The sequence below is a fragment of the Achromobacter pestifer genome, assembly GCF_013267355.1.
In the GTDB taxonomy this organism is placed as follows: Bacteria; Pseudomonadota; Gammaproteobacteria; order Burkholderiales; family Burkholderiaceae_B; genus Achromobacter; species Achromobacter pestifer_A.
Genome location: NZ_CP053985.1, coordinates 3,348,469 through 3,367,306, shown reverse-complemented (window position 1 = coordinate 3,367,306; position 18,838 = coordinate 3,348,469). Strand labels below are relative to the sequence as shown.

Annotated in this window: 18 protein-coding genes and 1 tRNA gene; 10 read left to right on the top strand and 9 right to left on the bottom strand. The window is 63.3% G+C overall.

Annotated elements, in window-relative coordinates; all coding sequences use genetic code 11:
* Window positions 1-125 precede the first annotated feature (125 nt).
* Complete coding sequence (locus FOC84_RS16260) at window positions 126-1,529, bottom strand: DKNYY domain-containing protein (protein ID WP_173145318.1); 1,404 nt, start codon at window positions 1,527-1,529, stop codon at window positions 126-128.
* A gap of 160 nt (window positions 1,530-1,689) precedes the next feature.
* On the opposite strand from FOC84_RS16260, the gene FOC84_RS16255 reads away from it, so the two are divergent.
* The 4 genes from FOC84_RS16255 (at window position 1,690) to FOC84_RS16240 (ending at window position 5,010) form a co-directional block, all read left to right on the top strand.
* A complete protein-coding gene (locus FOC84_RS16255) occupies window positions 1,690-3,078 on the top strand; it encodes a uracil-xanthine permease family protein (protein ID WP_088158283.1) in 1,389 nt (462 codons plus the stop codon).
* A 169-nt stretch (window positions 3,079-3,247) separates the two neighbouring features.
* Window positions 3,248-3,332, top strand: a tRNA-Leu gene (locus FOC84_RS16250).
* 256 nt (window positions 3,333-3,588) lie between these two features.
* Window positions 3,589-4,218: an HAD family hydrolase gene (locus tag FOC84_RS16245; protein ID WP_173145317.1), complete on the top strand. Its 630-nt coding sequence runs from the start codon at window positions 3,589-3,591 to the stop codon at window positions 4,216-4,218.
* A 165-nt stretch (window positions 4,219-4,383) separates the two neighbouring features.
* On the top strand, window positions 4,384-5,010 hold the full coding sequence (locus tag FOC84_RS16240; RefSeq protein WP_173145316.1) for a hypothetical protein: 627 nt from the start codon (window positions 4,384-4,386) through the stop codon (window positions 5,008-5,010).
* A gap of 183 nt (window positions 5,011-5,193) precedes the next feature.
* Here the strand turns inward: FOC84_RS16240 and FOC84_RS16235 are convergent, their stop codons facing one another.
* The gene (locus FOC84_RS16235; RefSeq protein ID WP_173145315.1) at window positions 5,194-6,183 is read right to left on the bottom strand and encodes a tripartite tricarboxylate transporter substrate binding protein; all 990 of its coding nucleotides are present in this window, start codon (window positions 6,181-6,183) and stop codon (window positions 5,194-5,196) included.
* A 132-nt stretch (window positions 6,184-6,315) separates the two neighbouring features.
* Complete coding sequence (locus FOC84_RS16230; protein WP_173145314.1) at window positions 6,316-7,131, bottom strand: LysR family transcriptional regulator; 816 nt, start codon at window positions 7,129-7,131, stop codon at window positions 6,316-6,318.
* A gap of 111 nt (window positions 7,132-7,242) precedes the next feature.
* Here FOC84_RS16230 and FOC84_RS16225 point away from each other — a divergent pair, with 111 nt between their 5' ends.
* Window positions 7,243-7,977 carry an SDR family oxidoreductase gene (locus tag FOC84_RS16225; protein ID WP_217278798.1) on the top strand — a complete coding sequence of 245 codons (735 nt, stop codon included), beginning with the start codon at window positions 7,243-7,245 and terminating at the stop codon, window positions 7,975-7,977.
* Between the two features lie 81 nt (window positions 7,978-8,058).
* On the opposite strand, the gene FOC84_RS16220 is transcribed toward FOC84_RS16225, so the two are convergent.
* Entirely contained in the window at window positions 8,059-8,508 is a 450-nt protein-coding gene (locus FOC84_RS16220; protein WP_173145313.1) for a hypothetical protein, read from the bottom strand.
* A 162-nt stretch (window positions 8,509-8,670) separates the two neighbouring features.
* On the opposite strand from FOC84_RS16220, the gene FOC84_RS16215 reads away from it, so the two are divergent.
* A complete protein-coding gene (locus FOC84_RS16215) occupies window positions 8,671-9,516 on the top strand; it encodes a DMT family transporter (protein WP_173145312.1) in 846 nt (281 codons plus the stop codon).
* Between the two features lie 15 nt (window positions 9,517-9,531).
* Here FOC84_RS16215 and FOC84_RS16210 read toward each other — a convergent pair whose 3' ends face one another.
* Complete coding sequence (locus FOC84_RS16210; RefSeq protein WP_173145311.1) at window positions 9,532-10,206, bottom strand: flavin reductase family protein; 675 nt, start codon at window positions 10,204-10,206, stop codon at window positions 9,532-9,534.
* Between the two features lie 105 nt (window positions 10,207-10,311).
* Here FOC84_RS16210 and FOC84_RS16205 point away from each other — a divergent pair, with 105 nt between their 5' ends.
* Window positions 10,312-10,947 carry a TetR/AcrR family transcriptional regulator gene (locus FOC84_RS16205; protein WP_173145310.1) on the top strand — a complete coding sequence of 212 codons (636 nt, stop codon included), beginning with the start codon at window positions 10,312-10,314 and terminating at the stop codon, window positions 10,945-10,947.
* A 6-nt stretch (window positions 10,948-10,953) separates the two neighbouring features.
* Here FOC84_RS16205 and FOC84_RS16200 read toward each other — a convergent pair whose 3' ends face one another.
* The 3 genes from FOC84_RS16200 to FOC84_RS16190 all read right to left on the bottom strand — a co-directional run bounded on the left by FOC84_RS16200 (window position 10,954) and on the right by FOC84_RS16190 (window position 14,033).
* The gene (locus FOC84_RS16200; protein ID WP_254242021.1) at window positions 10,954-12,129 is read right to left on the bottom strand and encodes a serine hydrolase domain-containing protein; all 1,176 of its coding nucleotides are present in this window, start codon (window positions 12,127-12,129) and stop codon (window positions 10,954-10,956) included.
* An 86-nt stretch (window positions 12,130-12,215) separates the two neighbouring features.
* Window positions 12,216-12,791, bottom strand: a complete 576-nt coding sequence (locus FOC84_RS16195) for a cupin domain-containing protein (RefSeq protein ID WP_173145308.1) — start codon at window positions 12,789-12,791, stop codon at window positions 12,216-12,218.
* Between the two features lie 117 nt (window positions 12,792-12,908).
* Window positions 12,909-14,033: an FUSC family protein gene (locus tag FOC84_RS16190; RefSeq protein ID WP_173145307.1), complete on the bottom strand. Its 1,125-nt coding sequence runs from the start codon at window positions 14,031-14,033 to the stop codon at window positions 12,909-12,911.
* Between the two features lie 140 nt (window positions 14,034-14,173).
* Between FOC84_RS16190 and FOC84_RS16185 the strand changes: the two genes are divergently transcribed.
* Window positions 14,174-15,190, top strand: a complete 1,017-nt coding sequence (locus FOC84_RS16185) for an amino acid ABC transporter substrate-binding protein (RefSeq protein WP_173145306.1) — start codon at window positions 14,174-14,176, stop codon at window positions 15,188-15,190.
* 32 nt (window positions 15,191-15,222) lie between these two features.
* On the opposite strand, the gene FOC84_RS16180 is transcribed toward FOC84_RS16185, so the two are convergent.
* Window positions 15,223-16,143: a LysR family transcriptional regulator gene (locus FOC84_RS16180; RefSeq protein ID WP_088143057.1), complete on the bottom strand. Its 921-nt coding sequence runs from the start codon at window positions 16,141-16,143 to the stop codon at window positions 15,223-15,225.
* A 200-nt stretch (window positions 16,144-16,343) separates the two neighbouring features.
* Between FOC84_RS16180 and FOC84_RS16175 the strand changes: the two genes are divergently transcribed.
* Both FOC84_RS16175 and FOC84_RS16170 read left to right on the top strand, forming a co-directional pair.
* Window positions 16,344-17,318 (top strand): tripartite tricarboxylate transporter substrate binding protein, encoded by a 975-nt coding sequence (locus FOC84_RS16175; protein ID WP_173145305.1) that lies wholly within the window; start codon window positions 16,344-16,346, stop codon window positions 17,316-17,318.
* Window positions 17,319-17,329: 11 nt separating this feature from the next.
* Entirely contained in the window at window positions 17,330-18,775 is a 1,446-nt protein-coding gene (locus FOC84_RS16170; protein WP_173145304.1) for a M81 family metallopeptidase, read from the top strand.
* The last annotated feature ends 63 nt before the right edge of the window (window positions 18,776-18,838 follow it).

Sequence of the window (18,838 nt, the reverse complement as noted above, 5' to 3'; positions counted from 1 at the left end):
AGGTAAATAAATTAGGGACAGTTATTGGCTGCCGGGACATCTGGCCCGCGCGGCCGCCGGGAAACCCTACTGATGTGGGGGCCAATGGCGCGCTTTCAAGGGCTGGCGCAGTCGCCCCCTACCTATCAGAAAATGGAGAAGACCTTGCGATAACGCGTCTTCGCCTCCAACACGCCTTCATACGGCGGCACCGCCAGCTTGCCGTCCCGGATCAGCTTGCGGATATCCGCCGTCCTGATCTGCCGCGTCTCCTGCGAGCCCAGCAGGAAATCCGCCGCGGCGCGGTCCAGTATCCGGTAGATCGGGTCGAAGACGAGCTGCGTCGGGCCCAGCTCGTCGAAGTAGTAAAGCGCGTCCCCCTTCTGCCAGACGGTGCCGAAGCCGTGATAAACCGCACCGAGCTTTTTCCATTCCCCCGCCGGCTCGCCCTGCAGCCGATTGATCAACGTCGACCGGGACACCAGCCCTCCGCCTCCGCCGCGCGAAGAACGGGCCCAAGATTCCCGGGCCTGCAGGAACAGCACCTGTTTGCCGTCCGTGTACACGTAGGGCGACAGCTCGGTGAAGGATCCCGAAGCGAAGGGATCGTCGCCGGCCCGTTCCTGCTTGCGCGTCTGCGTGTTGTAGAAATAGATGCCGTTCCGGCCTGCGAACAGCGCCTGATACACGTGCCGGCCACGCTCGTTCAACAGCCGGTACGGCGCCTGCGCCGCGTCGAAAGGCTGAGCGCCGACATACACCATGCCGTCGCGCCGGTCGTAGAGATAGGGCTGGCGGTACAGGTCGCCCACCATGAAGGCGTACAAGCCGGGATCGTCCGACAGCGGCAGCAGTTGCTGATGAAAATAGACGCGGCGTCCGTCGGCGAAGAAATCGTCGCTGGGCCGCACGTCGCCGTCCCGGCCCGCGGGCACGCGCCGCAGCGAGGCCGGATCCGCCTGCGGCATTTCAAGCCCGCGGTAAAACACGCGCGAGCCATCCGTGGCCACGTCGCGGTCCAGCAAGGGCCGGTACGGCTGGGCGCTGGCCGGCAGGGCCGTGAACGGATACAGGTAGGTCTGCGGCTTGGGGCCGGCGTCCGCCCGGTACAGGATCTTCTGCCTGAACTCGTCCAGCATGCCCAGTTCCCGGTTGAGCACGCTGTGCAGCGAGCAGTGATAAGTGACCGCTCCGTCGCTGAAGTAGCTGTTGCCCAGGTAGCGCACCGAGGCCGGCTGCATGTCCGGCAGGATCTGGTTGCCGCAATACACGTGGCGCTGGTCCCGGGCCGCCTGCCTGCCGTCGTAGGCGCCGGTATCGAACGTCTGGAAACTCGCCGGATCGGCCTGGTCCAGGCGGTAGTAGCCGTTGCTGGGAACGGCCGCGTAGACGCCACCCTCATAGTTCTTATAGATGCTGTTGCCGTACGACTGTCCACGGTCCACCGCCGCGAAATCATCGCCGTCCATCAACCAGAACAGCAGGAACATCGGCAGCGCGGCAATGATCAGGACCAGCGTGATCAAGGCCCATTTGGCGCGTTTTTGCATGGAGTGGCGAAGGCTGACCGGCCGTTGATTGGCGACCAGGGATTCTAACCAGCGGCCGCAATCCCGGCCCCCCCCAGTCCGCTCCCGGACGGCGCGGGTCCTTCCCCGCTAAAATCCCGCACTTTCCTCCCCTACCCCGCCCCTGGCCGGCCCATCCGCCATGCAACCCGCCTCCCTGACCCAACCTGTCCCCCACGGCGCCTCCGACGCCGACCCCAGCCACGACCTGGTCTACGGCCCCGACGACCGCCCCGCGCCTCCCGTGGCCTTCGTCGCCGCCTTGCAGCACCTGCTGGCCATCCTGGTTCCCATCGTCACCCCCGGCCTGCTGATCTGCCAGGCCCTGGGCGTAAGCACCCGCGACACCACCCTGATCGTGTCCATGTCGCTGGTCATCTCCGGCATCGCCACCTACGTCCAGTGCAAGCGCTTCGGCCCCCTGGGCGCCGGCCTGCTCATCGTGCAGGGCACCAGCTTCAACTTCGTCGGCCCGCTGATCGCGGGCGGCTCGGTCATGGTCAAGCAAGGCACCCCGGTCGAAGCCGTCATGGCCGCGATCTTCGGCGTAGTCATCGCCGGCTCCTTCGTCGAAATGGGCATCAGCCGCATCCTGCCCTTCGTCAAGCGCCTGATCACCCCGCTGGTCACCGGCATCGTCGTGCTGCTCATTGGCCTGACCCTGATCAAGGTCGGCCTCATCAGCATGGGCGGCGGCTACAGCGCCATGGGCAACGGCACCTTCGCCAGCGCCGAGAACCTGACCCTGTCGGGCCTGGTCCTGGGCACCATCATCCTGCTGAACCGCGTGCCGGTCGTGTGGGTGCGCAGCACCGCCCTGGTGCTGGCGCTGGCCGTCGGCTACATCGCCGCCGCCTATATGGGCCGCCTGGACTTCACCGGCGCCCGCGAAGCCGCCCTGTTCCAGATCCCCACGCCGCTGCACTTCGGCCTGGGCTTCTCGTGGGCGCTGTTCGTCCCCATGCTGATCATCTACCTGGTCACGTCCCTGGAAGCCATCGGCGACGTCACCGCCACCAGCAAGGTCTCCAAGCAGCCCGTCGAAGGCCCGCTTTGGATGCAGCGCATCAAGGGCGGCGTCTTGGTCAACGGCGCCAACTCGCTCTTGGCCGGCGTCTTCAACACCTTCCCCAGCTCGGTCTTCGCGCAGAACAACGGCGTGATCCAGCTGACCGGCATCGCCAGCCGCCACGTCGGCGTATGGATCGCCGGCATGCTGGTCCTGCTGGGCCTGTTCCCGGCCGTGGCAGGCATCCTGCAGGCCGTGCCCGAGCCCGTGCTGGGCGGCGCCGCCATGGTCATGTTCGGCGCGGTCGCCGCGTCCGGCATCAACATCCTGGCCGGCATCCACCTGGACCGCCGCGCGCTGCTCATCATCGCCGTGTCCCTGGCCCTGGGCCTGGGCGTGTCGCAAGTGCCGGAAATCCTGTCGCACCTGCCCCATGCCGTGAAGAGCGTGCTGGAGTCGGGCGTGGCCACCGGCGGCATCTGCGCGCTGGTGATGAACTGGTTCCTGCCTGAGAAGAAGTAAGGCGGCGGTTTCCTCGGGGGACCGGTCCCGGCCCGCGCCTGTGCGCGGAGGGACTGGCGCCTGTCAGATGGGTGGCTCCAGGGCCGCCTGACAATTTTTCCAAGACCGCATATAATCGCCGTCTTCGCTTCTCCCGCGACCGTCATCTGGACGTGTCCGCGACCTCCTTGCCCGGGTGGTGAAATTGGTAGACGCAGGGGACTCAAAATCCCCCGCCGCAAGGCGTGCCGGTTCGATTCCGGCCCCGGGCACCAGAATTCGAAAAGCCGTTGACGTTTGCCGTCAACGGCTTTTTTCATGGTGTATTGCTGCAAACGGCCTGCGCACGCGTTCATTTCAACGCTTCGCGCGCAACGGGCGCTCTCCAATCCGTACAACGCATACAGCTCAGGCAGGCGGATGATAGCGGGGCTTAGGCTAAATTTCAGCCACCAGAATTTCGCCGCAATCAGGTTGGTTCCGACTTACCGACCGCACAGCGCAAATCTACTCTGACAAGCCGGAGGTCCGATGGCAATCAAGGCCGTAGCATTCGACGTATTTGGAACATTGGTCCGCATAGAACGGCCCACCCGCCCGTTCCGAAAGTTGGTCCGCCTGCTGCATGAAGCGGGCCGCCCCCGCCAGAGCGACGACGGCATCCGGGCGATGAGCAAGGCGATAGACCTGAGACAGACAGCCAGCTTGTTCGGCGGCATGGTCAGCGAAGAGAACTTGCGCTGCCTGGAAGCCGAACTGCATGAAGAAATCCAATCAATCACGCTGTTTGCTGATGCAGCCCCGACTCTGGCCGCCTTGAAAGATCAAGGAATCAAAATAGCGCTTTGCTCCAACCTCGCAGCGCCATACGGACCTCCGGTACTGGACTTGCTGCCCATCCAACCGGACTTTTGCGCCTGGTCATACGAAGCCGGCGCCGTGAAGCCACAGCCTGAGATCTACCGATACCTCTGCGATGGTATTGCGTGCCGGCCCGAAGAGATACTTATGATCGGCGACACCATTGAAGCCGATATGGTCGGGCCTCGGAAATTTGGCATGCATGGGTACCACTTGGACAGGCACGCGGCGGCGACGAGTTCAACTGAATCTGTGGACTCGCTGAATGACGTGCTCACGATCTTGTCTGCTCGCTATTGAAGCATTGCCCGCGATGGATAGACTGCCTTTTCCGACAGGTTCTAGATGCCGGCAAAAAAACGACACTTAGTATTCCTACCGCGCTATTCCACGAAAATGGTTTCAGGCACAAGGCAAGGTAAATTGTTATCTGACACCATTTATCCCCTTTAGAGGAAGCTAGTTTTGCATACCGTTCTCAAGATCGTCGTCATCGGCAGCCTTACTCTTACCCTTGCCGCGTGCGGCAGCGCCAAAGACGCCAACAAGAGCAATTTCAGTAAGGCCATACAGGCATATTTGGACACGCAGAAGGGTCTATGCGCTGCGATTCCTGCAAGGGGCTTGCCGTTCACCCTGGCGAATCAAGACATGCTGGGCGGTCAGAGCAAGAAGCGCGCCGACGCGCTGGTCGATGCCGGGTTGCTGTCGAAGCGAGACACCGAAATCAAGGCCATGTTCGGCAACAAGATGGAACCGGCCACCGAATACCAAGTCACTGACACCGGCAAGAAATTCCTCGTCGCCGACGGTGCCAGCACGTTGGCTGGACAAGATGCCTTCTGCACCGGCAAGTACACCGTTGTGGGGGTGGACAACTTCACTGAACCCAGCGACATGATGGGCGTAAAGCTGTCGCAGGTGAACTACCATTACAAGGTAGATGGCGCAGATGGCTGGGCAAAATCCGAAGGCATGCGTGCCAATTACAAGAATATTTCGGAACAAACTCAGGGAGATATACAGGGCAAGGCGGCTGTCATCCTGACCAACGATGGGTGGATGCACGAGCGCCTGTTCAAGCGTGGATAACCCTGCCCTGAATCAGTTCTTGAACGAAAGGCCTTTCACCAATGAGTGAGAAGCCTTTTCTTTTGGTCTATTGGATCACTGCTCTGGGAATCCCTCCTCCCGCAAAAACGATGTTGTGGATTCAGACTGCCATAGACGGTTTTCAGATGTTTCCAGCCCCGTGCCAAGCCTCGCTCGAAGCAGTCAATTCACAGTCACACCCGCCTCGCGCACCACATCGCCCCACAAAGAAATCTCCTTCACGATCTGATCGCGAAAAGCCTGCGGACTGCCCGGCGCGGCCGCTTCCCCGGTCGCCTTGAGACGATCAGCCATCTCGGGCTTCACGACGGCCGCATTGATCGCGGCGTTGAGCTTAGCCTGCACCTGCGGCGGCACGCCCTTGGGCGCGATGATGCCGTACCACACCGTCACGTCATACGGCACACCAGCCTCGCGCACCGTCGGGATATCCGGCGCCGAGGACACGCGCTGCGGCAAGGTCACGGCCAGCACCTTCAGGCGCTTGTCCTCGCGGTAAGGCAGGGTCGAGCCCGCCGTGGTCAGCATCGCGTTGACCTGGCCTGAGACGGTGTCCGTCAAGGCCGGCGCGGAACCCTTGTAGGGGATGTGGACCATGGTGATACCGGCCGTTTTCAAGAAGGCCTCCATCGCCAGATGCGATATGCCGCCCGTGCCGGACGAGGCATAGGTCAACCCGCCCGGCTTCTTCTTGGCCAGGGCCACCAGATCGCCCAGGCTGTCGACCGGCACGCTGGGATTGACCGACACGAAGAAGGGCGCGCGCGCGATCATGCCGATCGGCGTCATGTCTTCCACCGGATCGAACGGCAGCTTGTACAGGCTGGGGTTGACTGAGTAGCTATTGGAAATCAAGGTCAGGGTGTAGCCATCGGGCGCCGACCTCAGGCCCTGTTCCACGCCCAGCTTGCCGCCCGCGCCGGGGCGGTTCTCCACCACCACGGGCTGCTTCAGGCCATCGGACAGCAACTGCCCCAGGAGACGTGCGATCCCGTCATTGCCGCCTCCGGCGGCAAAGGGCACGATCAGCTTGATCGGCTGCGAAGGATAGTCATCCGCGTGCGCATTGGAAACCGATGCGGCAAACGCCACGGCAGCCAGTGTCATCCCCCATACCGCCCTGCCCAGCTTGGCGCCGGATAGCCTCGTCATACTTCTCTCCTCTTTGATCGGCCGCTGCGCGGCCATGTTATGTGGCGAAAGGCGCAAGACTACAACTTAACGAGTGAAGTTGCAGTCTTGCGCCTTGTTTGCCGGACCTCTCGATGGCGTTGAGCGGCTTCCCTATGCTGTATGCGTGCCTGGAAACGCATGCTCCCCAAGCCGCTCCACCAGCGTTGCCACCGCGGACTTGTCCAGCGATTGCACCGCGTAGCAAAGCCCCACGCGACGCGACATCTCCAGCCCGTCGAGCGGCCTGATCTCCACGCCGGCCTGGCTCCGCGCCAGGGACTCCGGCGCCACGCATAGGCCTGCGCCGGCGGCGGTCAAGGCCAATGCCAGGCGCAGCGACCCCGCGTGCGCGGCCGGCGTGTTTGCCGCCGCGCCGTAGAAAGGCAGCAGCCGCTGATGCGTGGGATGGTTCGGGCACACGATCCACGGCAGTGCGGCGTCCGCGCCGCTGCCTGCGGGCATGGCCAGCACATAAGGATCGACGGATAGCGGCAGGAACAACTCGTCCTCGCAGCGCTCGTCTTCGGTCGCCAGCCGGGCATCGCCATGGCAGCCCTCAAGCACGCTCACGAAAAGCGCCGGCACGACTTCCCGCGCCGCGTGCATGAACGCGACGATGTCCTGCCCGGCAATATCTGCCTCCACGCCGATCTCGACGCGCGACGCAGGCGAGCCGTGGCGGAACTGCTGCGCCATCGAGTCCGTTTGCGACAGGATGCGCCGCGCCTGCGGATACAGGATGCGGGCGTCCTCCGTCACGGCCACGCCCCGCGCCTGCCGCGTGAACAATTGCGTGCCCAGCATGTCCTCCAGGCTTTTGATCGTGCCCGACAGCGCGGGCTGGCTCAGATGCAGGCGGCGGGCGGCAAGCGTGATGTTGCGCTCTTCGAACACGGCGACGAAAGCCTTGAGCTGACGGCTATCCATAAGATTTTCCGATTTCTTCCAAAGGAATAAACCATTTCTCAGGGGAAATTCCCAGGAATAGAATGATTCCCGACACTCAAGCATACATAAAACCGATACCAGGAGTCCGCCATGTCCGCCTTGAAAAAACCCCTCGCCGTCATCACGGGCGCCAGTTCCGGCATCGGCCTGGCCACCGCCCGACTGTTCTCGGCTCACGGCCACCCACTACTGCTGCTGGCCCGCCGGCTGGAAAAAATGCAGGCGCTGAACCTGCCCGATACCCTGGCGCTGTCCGTGGACGTGACCGACCGCGCCGCGCTAGCCGCCGCCGTGCAGGAAGGCGAAGCGCGCTTCGGCCCGGCCGATGCGCTCATCAACAACGCGGGCGTCATGCTGCTGGGCGACATCACGCGGCAAGACCCTGACCAATGGGACCGGATGCTGGACGTGAATGTCAAAGGCGTACTGAACGGCGTGCACGCAGTCGCGGCCGGCATGGTCCAGCGCAAGCGCGGCAGCATCATCAACATCAGCTCAGTGGCCGGCCGCAAGACCTTCCCCAATCACGTGGCCTACGTGGGCACCAAGTTCGCCGTGCACGGCTTGTCGGAAAACCTGCGCGAGGAGTTGTCGGCGCACAACGTGCGCGTAACCACGATCGCGCCAGGCGCCGTGGAGACCGAGCTGCTGGGCCACACCACCGACGCGGACATCAAGACGGGCTACGAAGCCTGGAAGGCCGAGATGGGCGGCAAGGTGCTGGCCGCCGAGGACGTGGCCAACGCTATCCACTACGCCTATGCGCAGCCGGACGGGGTGTGCGTGCGTGAAATCGTTCTGGCGGCGACGCGCCAGCAAGCGTAAATAGCAGGCATTCGGAAAAGCAATGCAAAGCGGAAGCCGGTTGCATTGCTTTTCAACACTTGAGCCAAAGGCTGAAGCCGCTCAGCCGCCCAGCAGGATTCCAAGACGGCTGTTCCACTGATCGCCATAGCCTTTGCCGGCGACAGCGATCCGGATCAATGGCCTTTTGAGATCGCTGGTGGAAAAATCGAAATGGACATTCTTGAAGGAATGACTGCCGTTGCCGGAAACCTCGGTCCATTTCAACTGCCATTGCCTGATGTACGAGAAGTCGAGGACTTCTCCCGGGTCCTTCGGTCCGCCTACCATGCAGATTTTTTGCGTGGTGGGGTCGAACGCGATGACAACCTTCTTGTTCGTGTCGCCGAGAATCAATTCGCTGTCGACGCTGGTCTCCGGAAAAGCGGTACCCAGCCTTTGATTGTGTTCGCGGAACTTCGCCAACAGCGCGTTGTGCCGCTTTTTTTGACGGTGGATTACCCAAGCGATTAGCGCGATGATGGTTACGGCGAACGAGATGAAATTGAACATTGCTGCTTTTCCGATAGATTTTGGAAGCTGTATCGGCATTAACGGCCGCTGAAGCGGAAACTTGAACGAGTTACCGCATTGACTCAGGGTTCGGCATTGCCTGCTCACGATCCCCGGATCGGTGACCCATTGCTCCGCGACATCGAACGGAACGCCCGCGCCATGACACCCCGCCTGTACGCGCTCACCCTCCTCTCCATGCTGGCCTTCGCTGGCAACTCGCTGCTGTGCCGCCTTGCGCTCAAGCAGACCGCCATCGATCCGGCCACCTTTGTCGCCATCCGCATCGCTTCCGGCGCATTGGTGCTGTGGCTGGTGTTGCGCCTGTGCAAGCCGGCGAAGCCGCTGGAAGGCAATTGGCATGGGGCGTTGGCGCTGCTGGCCTATGCCCTGGCCTTCGCCTATGCCTACACGCGGATTCCGGCAGGCACGGGCGCCTTGCTGCTGTTCGCGTCGATCCAGATCAGCATGATTCTGTATGGATTCTTCATCGGCGAGAGGCTGAGCATCACGCAGGGGCTGGGCATAGGCCTGGCGGTGGCCGGCCTGGTGATCCTGATGCTGCCCAGCGTCAGCGCGCCGCCCTTGTTTCACGCCTTGCTGATGATCGTGGCCGGCATCGCTTGGGGCGTTTATTCCTTGCTGGGCCGCAGTGCCAGGGATGCGGCGTCGGCGACGGCGGGCAACTTCATCCGCGCCACGCCGGTCGCGCTGCTGCTGTTCCTCGTCCATGCCCTGACCGCGCGCGTGGGTTACGACGCGGCGGGCGCGACGTATGCCGTGGCGTCCGGCGCGGTGACTTCGGGCCTGGGCTATGTCTTCTGGTACGCGGCGCTCAAAGGGTTGAAAGTGACCCACGCCGCCACCGTGCAGCTCAGCGTACCGGTGCTGACCGCGTTTGGTGGAGCCCTGTTCCTGAATGAGCCCGTAACCTCCATCCTGGTGACGGCTTCGGTGCTGATCCTGCTTGGCATCGCGTTGGTGGTGCTGGTCAAGCGGCCCGCTTGACGGCGCGGCGCCTCGCTACTCGCCCGCCCGCCGTTCCAGGTAGGCGCCGGCATCCCCATCGCGCTTCATCGCATTCCACTGTTCCACGCTGGGCGTGCCCACCTGAAACGCCGATCCGATACGGCCGTACCAGCCCGGGTTCTGCATCCGCGCAATCAAGTCCATGGGCGCAGGATCGAAATGCATGCGCTCGACATTGAGCACGGCCGCATCCATCACGTGCACGGCCAGCACGTCTGCAAGCACCAGGCTGCGCACGCCATCGATGTCGAACAGCTCGCGCACCCGGCATTCGAAAGACGCGGGGCTGTCCTCGATGCGCGGCGGCTGCACCAGCCGCGACGCGGACAGGCGCAGCCCGGCCTCGGCCGATTCGTCCACTTGCGGCTCGAATTCGATGGAGGTGGCCACCATGCGATGCACCTGCGCTCCGGAAACAAGGTTCACCACGAACTCCCCGGTCGTGGCGATGTTGTGCGCCGTGTCCTTCGGGCGGCCGTTCTTGTTTCCGATGCAGACGCAAAGCAGCGGCGGGTTGCCCGAGATCACGTTGAAGAAGGAAAACGGCGCGGCATTGACGCTTCCTTCGGGATCCATGGACGTGATCCATGCGATCGGCCGCGGAAGCACGGTCGAATGCATGATTTTGCTGCGTTGATCGCCGCTGAGTTCGGCCATCGGGAAGTACATGTTTTCTCCTGATCGTTTAATCCGGATCCCGTCGTCCTTGTCCGCGCGGTACGGTTCCCTTGGGGGAAATCCTCTACAATTTGAAGCCTCAAAGAGGAGCTTCAATTGACAAAGGAAACGCGGCGCCGGGACAGGATATTCCTTGCCGCAGAGTCGCTATTTGCCCTCCACGGGTACAACGGCGTGTCCATACGGGACATCTCGAAGTCGGCTGACGTGAATTCGGCGCTAGTCCAGTATTACTTCGGAACCAAAGAATCTCTTTACAGAAGTATTTTTGAGCAACGCTATCGCTCGGTGACCGATGAGCGGCTGTCCAGAATCGAACTGATCTCCCCCGATAAAGACAAGCGGGCCTGGACTCATGCCCTGGTGCAGGTCTGGGTGGCGCCCTCGCTGCTGCTGACAAAAAAGCGCGGCGGCGCGCGCTTCATCCGCTTGCTCGCCCGCGAATACTATGACCCTGAAAGCGAACAGCGCGGCATCATCAAGGAGTACTTCGATCCCTCCGCCCGCGTCTTCATCGGCAAGCTGCGCCAGGTGTTCCCGCAGGCGTCGAATTCGGACATCGCTTACGCCTACCAATCGATGATTACCTTGCTGCTCACGCTGGGCGTGAGCGCGCGGCAGGCCATAAGGCTGTCCGACGGCGACGCGGCCAAGAGCCTGGAGCAACGCGTCGCCTATATCGTCGACTTCGTTGCGGCGGGCGTGTTCGAGTCGCTATCAGGGTCCCGCTGACAGCGCTCAGACAGGCCTGTCGTCGAGCATCCTGCAGATCAATTCCTCCACGCCCGCCAGGGTCTTCAGGGCCAGGGGATTGGCAAACGGCAACATCTGCATCATCACCTGCACGGCCACGCCCCGCGGACGATCGATCCAGAAGAACGTATTGGCCGCGCCGGCCCAACCCACGCTGCCTGGAGACCGGCCTGACGCGCCGGCCTGCACATTGACCAGTCCGCCCAATGCCCAACCGCTTTCCGCGCCGGCATGCAGGTCGACGTCGGCGGCGACGCGGGGCATGGCGGTTTGCAGAACGCCGATGTGCGTGCCGCGGACCTGGGGCTGCAACAGCAGGGCGACCGTTTCGGCACGCAGTATCCTCTGCCCTGCCAGCTCGCCGCTTCGCAACAGCGCCATCAGCAGCTTGGAGAAATCCTCTTCGGTTCCATACAGCCCGGACCCGCCCATGAACGTCTCGGGCGCGGTGAACGATCGCTCTATCAGGCCCATGGCGCCCGCGTCATCCATGGACATGAGATCCACCAGCCTTTCACGCATGGAAGCGTTCACGAGGAAACTCGTGTCGCGCATTCCCAGCGGCTGGAATATCTCCTCTTGAAAATACGCCTCCAGCGTTTTCCCCGAAACGCGCTCCACGATCTGGCCAGCCCAATCCAGACCTATCCCATACATCCAGCTGGTTCCAGGATCGAATACCAACGGCAAGGCCAATGATTCGATCTTGCCGCTGCCCGGCATGGGAATGCCACGCTGGCTTATGTAGCGCGCAATATCGCTTTGCCAGATGGGATATGCCAAGCCGGATTGATGCGTCATCAATTGACGCAGCGTGATCGGACTTGCAGCGGGCCGAAGCACCGGATTCTGCCCGCGAAACCCTTCAAGCACGCTCGGCGACGCAAGCTCCGGCAGCCACGTGGCAACCGGCGCGTCCCATTGCAACAAGTCCCGTTCCCATAGCTGGAGCACGGCGATGGCAGTTACCAGCTTGCTCATGGATGCCAGCCAGTAAACCGCTGGCGCCAGGGATGGCCGGGTTTGGGAACCGTCTCCCCCTCGTTGCCGGGATCCTCGGTAGAGGAGGCGATCGGGCCCGATCACCGCTGCCGCGAGTTGCGGCACTCCCTTGGAGACAGCATCTTCAATAAAACTATCCAGCTCAGGCCAACGCGCCATGGTTTCCTCGATATTGATTACCGCCGTTTCATGGCCCTCTCGATGCTCTCTGTCGTGCGGCATCGAGACGGCAAAAAAACTACGGTTCAGTTGATCAGCAGGTTGCCGCGGTCATCCACCGAGAGCCCGGTTTCCCGCGCCTCGACGATCACGGACGGATGCCAATCCACGCGGCCGGCGTCCGGGCCGCCGACGATCGCCATCAGCAGCGAATTCTCGTCGTCGTTGGCGCTGCGGAAGCCCCGGAAGACGCCAGGCGGAACGGCCACGAGATCCCCCTGGTTCAGGAGGATCGACCGCTCCTCATCCCCTTCCAGCCACACCACGCGCCATGCGCCGCTGATCGCCACGAATATCTCTTCCGTGGGATGACGGTGCAGTGCGGCGCCATCGCCGCGGCGCACGCCGCGCACGTAGGCGATTGCAAAGCCATGCGCGCCGCCCGCGAGTTTCGGCGTCAGGGCGGACTCCTTGACGTTCTCGGTCACGCCCATTCCGATCACATTGATGATCTCCCGTCGATACCGCGGGATGCGCTGATCGAGAAAACAGAGATCGGAACCCTCCTCGTTTTCGGCGCGGAACACGCAATCGCGTTCCATCGCTTCCACCGGTACGACGGGCACGGTTTCACCCAGGAACCTGCTGTCCATGTATGCCATGTTGTCTCCTCATTTTTTACACGACTGTGTAAAACGAACTATAGGGACTGGTCCAAAGGGTGTCAACAGGAATGCGAGGCGAAAAAAACGCGCAGACGACGCCGCGAGCCCGTGCCGTCAATTCACCCGCTTGGGCAGCACCGCCCGCATCCAGCGCGACAGGCGTGGCCGGATGCGCTGGTTGTGCAGCAGCACGGCGCCCACGGCGCCGATGAACGCGCCGACCACCGTGTCCAGGAAGCGCGCCTCGATGACGGCCGCGGGATAGCCCTGGCCCAGGTGTGGCGCCTCGGCCAGGAAGATCGTCAGCGGCGTGATCAGCACCACGGCGCTGGCGTAATGGCGCACCACCAGCGTTTCTATGCCGAACGACAGCGCCATCATCACCAGGCTCAGGGTCCATACGTTCAGCGGCAGGCTCAACAAGGCCCATGCCACGCACAGGCCCACGGCGGTGCCCAGGATGCGATGCAGCTGGCGGTTCCAGGCCGCCATCAAGGTCGCGCCCTGGATGATGGCCAGGCAGCTGACGGGCACCCAGTACGGGCGCGGCAATTGCAGCAGCTCGGCCACCAGCAGGGACACGCCCACGAAGAGGCCGATGATCACGGAGTCGTAGACCACGAAGTCGAACGTGGGCCTGGGCAGCGCCGCTTCGGGCGGCGGCGGTGCGACCCGCGTCATGTGCAGGGAGTACACAAACGCCACCAGGCACGCGACCAGGCTGCCCAGGGCCACCATGCCGACGCGCGTGGGGATTTCTTCCACGCTCCCCGGCGTATAGGCCGCGATCGCGGTCGCCATGATGTAGAACAGGCTGCCTGGCGGCCCCAGCCGGTAGCAGCGGCAGACCATGTTCACCACCATGGCGATGAAGGTCAGCGCCGCAAGCATGACCGCCGGCCAGAACTGCGTCAGCGCGCCCACCGCATAGCAGGCCACCATGCCGAAGGACGCCGCCAGCAGCATCATCATGCGGTGCTGCAGCGAGGAATTGGGCAGGCTCAGGAACACCATGCCGCCCAGGCTGGACATCAGGCCGTAGTCCATGCGCCCGAAATAGGCGCCGACCAGCAAGGGCAGCCCCGACGACAGGGCCGCGGCCAGAGGCATTTCCCAGGGCCGGTCGCTGGCGTTGACCCGGATCAGTTCGCGCCACACGCCCAACAGACGTGCCCTGGTCCAAGCGTACCCACGCCATGCAGCCGGGCCGTGCGCCGAGGGTTCTTCGTTCTTGTTCATGGATAGGCCTGTCGAAAATTCCGCCCGACGGATTTAACGGGAATTCCCTGATTCTCCCCCCTAATGCCGCTGGCTACCATTCGCCGCACCTCAGCCTTCGGCTGATCGCTACAAATGCGCCATACGGCGCGGAGACATCCATGAAAGCACTAAAACTGGCCGCGGCAGGCACCGCCTTACTCATTTCGTCCTTGACCGCCCACGCCGGCGCGACTTTCGAGGCGGTCAAGAGCAAGGGCTTCGTCCAATGCGGCGTGTCCACCGGCGTTGCCGGCTTCTCGGTGAACGACAGCAAGGGCGGCTGGATCGGCCTGGACGTGGACCTGTGCCGCGCGCTGGCCATCACCATGTTCGGCGACGTCTCCAAGGCCAAGATCATGGCGGTCAGCGCATTGCAGCGCTTCACCGCGCTGCAGTCCGGCGAAGTCGACGTCCTGCCCCGCAATACCACCCTGTCGCTGACCCGCGACACCACACTGGGCCTGATCGGCGTGGCCGTGAACTACTACGACAGCCAGGGCATCATGGTGAACAAGTCCCTGAACGTCAAAAGCGCCAAGGAACTGGACGGCGCCACGGTCTGCGTGCAGCCCGGCACCACCACCGAATTGAACCTGGCCGACTGGTTCCGCTCGCAGAATATCGTCTTCAAACCCGTGGTCGTCGAACGCCTGGACGAGATCATCCGCGCCTTCGCGGTGGGCCGCTGCGATGCCTTCACCGGCGACAAGTCGCAGCTGGCCGCGGCGCGCAGCAACCTGGAGAACCCGGAAAAGTACGACATCCTGCCGGAGAACTTCTCCAAGGAGCCGCTCGGCCCGATGGTTCGCCAGGGCGACGAGCAATGGTTCAACGTCGTGCGCTGGACCCTGTTCGCCATGCTGGAAGCCGAGGAATACGGCATCACGTCCAAGAACGTCGATGAAATGCTCAAGAGCACCAATCCCAACGTGCAGCGCCTCTTGGGCGTGACGCCGGGCATGGGCAAGAACCTGGGCGTGGACGACAAGTGGGCCTACAACATCATCAAGAACATCGGCAACTACGGCGAGAGCTTTGAAAAGAATCTCGGCCCCAGCAGCCCGCTGAAACTGCCGCGCGGCCTGAACGCGTCTTACCGCGACGGCGGGCTGATGTACGGCTGGCCGGTGCGTTAAGGACGCAGCAGGACTTCTCCAGGCATCGCCCGCTACGGCTTCGCGCCGTGGAACAGCGGCGATGCCTGGATCCGTTCCAGCATGCCGCGCGCGGCGCTCGTCAACGGCCGGTTGGCCCGCACGATCAGCCGCGTCTGCGCCGCCTCGAAGATGGGATTGGTGGTTCGCAGCGCCACCAGTTCGCCTCTTGCGACTTCCTTCACCACGGAATTCGCCGATGTGAAGGTCAGCCCCAGGCGGCTCTCCACATAGCGCTTGAGCGTCACCACCGAGTTGGCGATGAAGCTGGGTGACAGCACGATGTTCTCCGATAGCTCGGCCATCTCGATCAGCTGGCGCAAGCCAAAGCCCGGCCCCATCAGCGCAATCGGATAGCGCGCCACGTCCTTCAGCGTCGGCCGCTTGCGCTGCCGCGCCAGCGGATGATCCGGCCACGCGATCACGCACAGCGGATGGTTGCGCGTGTGGACCACGCGTATGCCGGGGTCCGCCGGCGCGCCGAACACCACGCCGATATGGGCGTCGTCGTGCACCACCGCACGCACCGCGTCGGAAGCGCCCGCCACCTTCAGCGACACCCGCACGCCGGGATGCTGCCGGCAGAATTCGTCCACCACGCCGCTCATCAGGATATCGACGAAGCCCTCGCTGGTGACGATCTGGATATCGCCGCGTTGCAAACCGTTGACCTCGTCCAGCCGGGCGCGCAAGGCCTGCTCGCTGGCCTGCCGGTCGCGGCAGTGATCCATCACAATCGCGGCCATGTCGGTGGGCACGATGCCGCGGCCCTTGCGCTCCAGCAGCGCCACGCCCAATTCCGTCTCCAGCAGCTGGATCTGGCGGCTGACGATGGACGGCTCCACGCCCAGGCGTTCGGCCGCGCCGCGCACCGATCCAGTGGTGACCGCCTCGAAGAAATACTGCAAGCGCCGCGCGCTCAAGCCGCCGTCCATGCCCATCCCCTATTTTCGATTTCTACAATTTCTGAAAATCGTTGCCTTTTAGGCAACAATTTTCCTCTCAGCTTACATTGATTTACAGGGTGGCGATTGCGAATAATGCGCGTACTTTCAAATCCGCTCGGTTGCGAGCCGTACGCTGCAAGCCAGCGGCGGCGGCAATGCGAGGTAACGCCCATTTCGAGCCTTAAAGCATGAAACTCTTCGCTTCGATCCTCGCTGCCGCAACTTTGAGCGTATTCAGTCAACAAGCCGCGTTCGCCTCGCCGGAAGCCGCCTATCCGAGCAAGCCCGTCAAGGTCGTGGTCGGCTATGCACCGGGCGGCTCGTCCGACGCCGTGGCCCGGCTGATCGCCGGCCGCCTGACGGACAAGCTGGGCCAGACCTTCGTGGTCGAGAACCGCCCCGGCGCCGCCAGCAATATCGCCGCCGCCACCGTGGCGCGCGCGCCCAACGACGGCTACACCATCCTGCTGGGCTCGAACGCCAGCACCATCAACGTGTCGCTCTACAAGGAACTGTCCTTCGATTTCCAGAAGGACTTCGCGCCGGTGGCGTTGCTGACGCGCTTCCCCAATATCATGGTGGTGAACAACACCGTGCCGGCCAAGACCGTGCAGGAGTTCATCGACTACGCCCGGGCCAACCCCAAGAACATCTTCTTCGCCTCGTCTGGCGCCGGCTCGTCGACCCGCCTGTCGGCTGAACTGTTCAAGATGATGACCGGCGTGCAGATGGAACACGTGCAGTACAAGGGCAGCGCGCCCGCCCTCACCGACCTGATGGCCGGCCGGATCCAGGTGATGTTCGATACCGCCCCGTCCGTCATGCCGCTGATCAAGGGCGACAAGCTGCGCGCGCTCGGCGTCACCAGTGCGGCCGTCCAGCCCTTCGCGCCCGAGATCCCCACCATCGATGCCACAGTCAAGGGCTACGAAATGACGTCCTGGTACGCACTGTTCGCGCCCACCGGCACGCCCGCCGGCATCGTGGAAAAGCTGAACAAGGAAGTCAACGCGATCCTGGCAGAGAAGGACATCCAGGAAAAGCTCGCCGGCATGGTCGCCACGCCCGGCGGCGGCACGCCCGAGGAACTGCGCCAGCACGTCGCTTCCGAAATCGCCAAGTACGCCGACGTGGTCAAGGCCTCCGGCGCCACCGCGGACTAAGCACTCGTACCATGCGCGTTTTCACCGGTTCGCTGTCCACGGAAACCAATACGTTCGCTCCGCTGCCCACCTCGCTGGATGACTTCGCCGACCGGGGCTACTACCCCGCCGGCACCCATCCCGCCGAGATGACGATCTTCAGCGGACCGCTGTGGGCAGCGCGCCAGCGCGGCGCGCAACACGGCTGGACCGTGATCGAAGGCATGGCCGCCGGCGCGCAGCCCGGCGGCATCACCACCCGCCACGCCTACGAAACACTACGCGACGAACTGCTGCGCGACCTGCGGCAGGCCCTGCCCGTCGACATGGTGGTGCTGGGCCTGCATGGCGCCATGGTGGCCGATGGCTACGAGGACTGCGAAGGCGACCTGCTGGCCCGCGTGCGCGGCATCGTCGGTCCGGACGTCATCGTGGGTGCGGAGCTGGATCCGCACTGCCATCTGTCGGATGCCATGGTCGCCAATACCGATATGCTGGTCGCCTACAAGGAATATCCCCACACCGACATTCGCGAACGCGCGTTGGAACTGGTGGACTTCTGCGCGGGAATAGTCGAACGCCGCATCACTCCAGTGGCCGCCGTCGTGGACTGCGAAATGGTGGTCACCATACGCACGCCGCAAGAGCCAGCGCGCAGCTACATCGACCGCCTCAGCGCGCTGGAGGGCCGGGACGGCATTCTCTCCATTTCCGTGGTGCACAGCTTCGCCTGGGGCGATGTGCCCGACATGGGAACCAAGCTGCTGGTCTATGCCGATGGCGACGCCCGGGCCGCCCAGCAGCTAGCGCGGCGCCTGGCTGACGAGCTGATAGGCATGCGCGAAGTGTTAACGCCTGCCTATCCCAAACCGGACGAAGCCATCGATCAGGCTTTGGCATACGGCGCAACGCCGGTCGTCATCGCCGACGCGGCCGACAATCCAGGCGGCGGTGGTGCGGGCGACTCTACCTTTTTGCTGCGGCGTCTGCTGGAAAGGGGCGTGCGCAATGTGGCGATCGGCCCCATGTGGGACCCTATTGCCGTCCGCATTGCGTTCAGCGCTGGCGTGGGCGCGCGGCTGCCCTTGCGCATAGGGGGCAAGATCAGCCCCCTGTCCGGCGAGCCGCTGGACCTTATGTGCACGGTCAAGGCGCTGGTCCCGGACATGGTCATGACCGGATTATCCGGATCGCCGGCCGTCGTGGGAAATTCCGTCTTGGTTGAGGCTAATGGCATCGAGATCGTGCTGATCACGGTACGGGCCCAGGCCATGGATACCGATGTTTTCACGCAGCTGGGCTGCCGGCTGGGGGAGAAGGCGCTGATCGTGGTGAAGTCTGCACAGCACTTCCAGGCGTCGTTCGCCAAGGTGGCGCGGCATGTGGTGTTTGCGGATGCGCCGGGGTCGGCGACGTTGGATTTGAGGGGATTGGCGTATCGGCGGGTGGAAAGGCCTAAATGGCCGATTGATGGGTAAGAGTTGCATGCCGTCCCGGTCTGGTGCCGCGTGATCGAGCAACGTCGGCAACCATCACGCCAA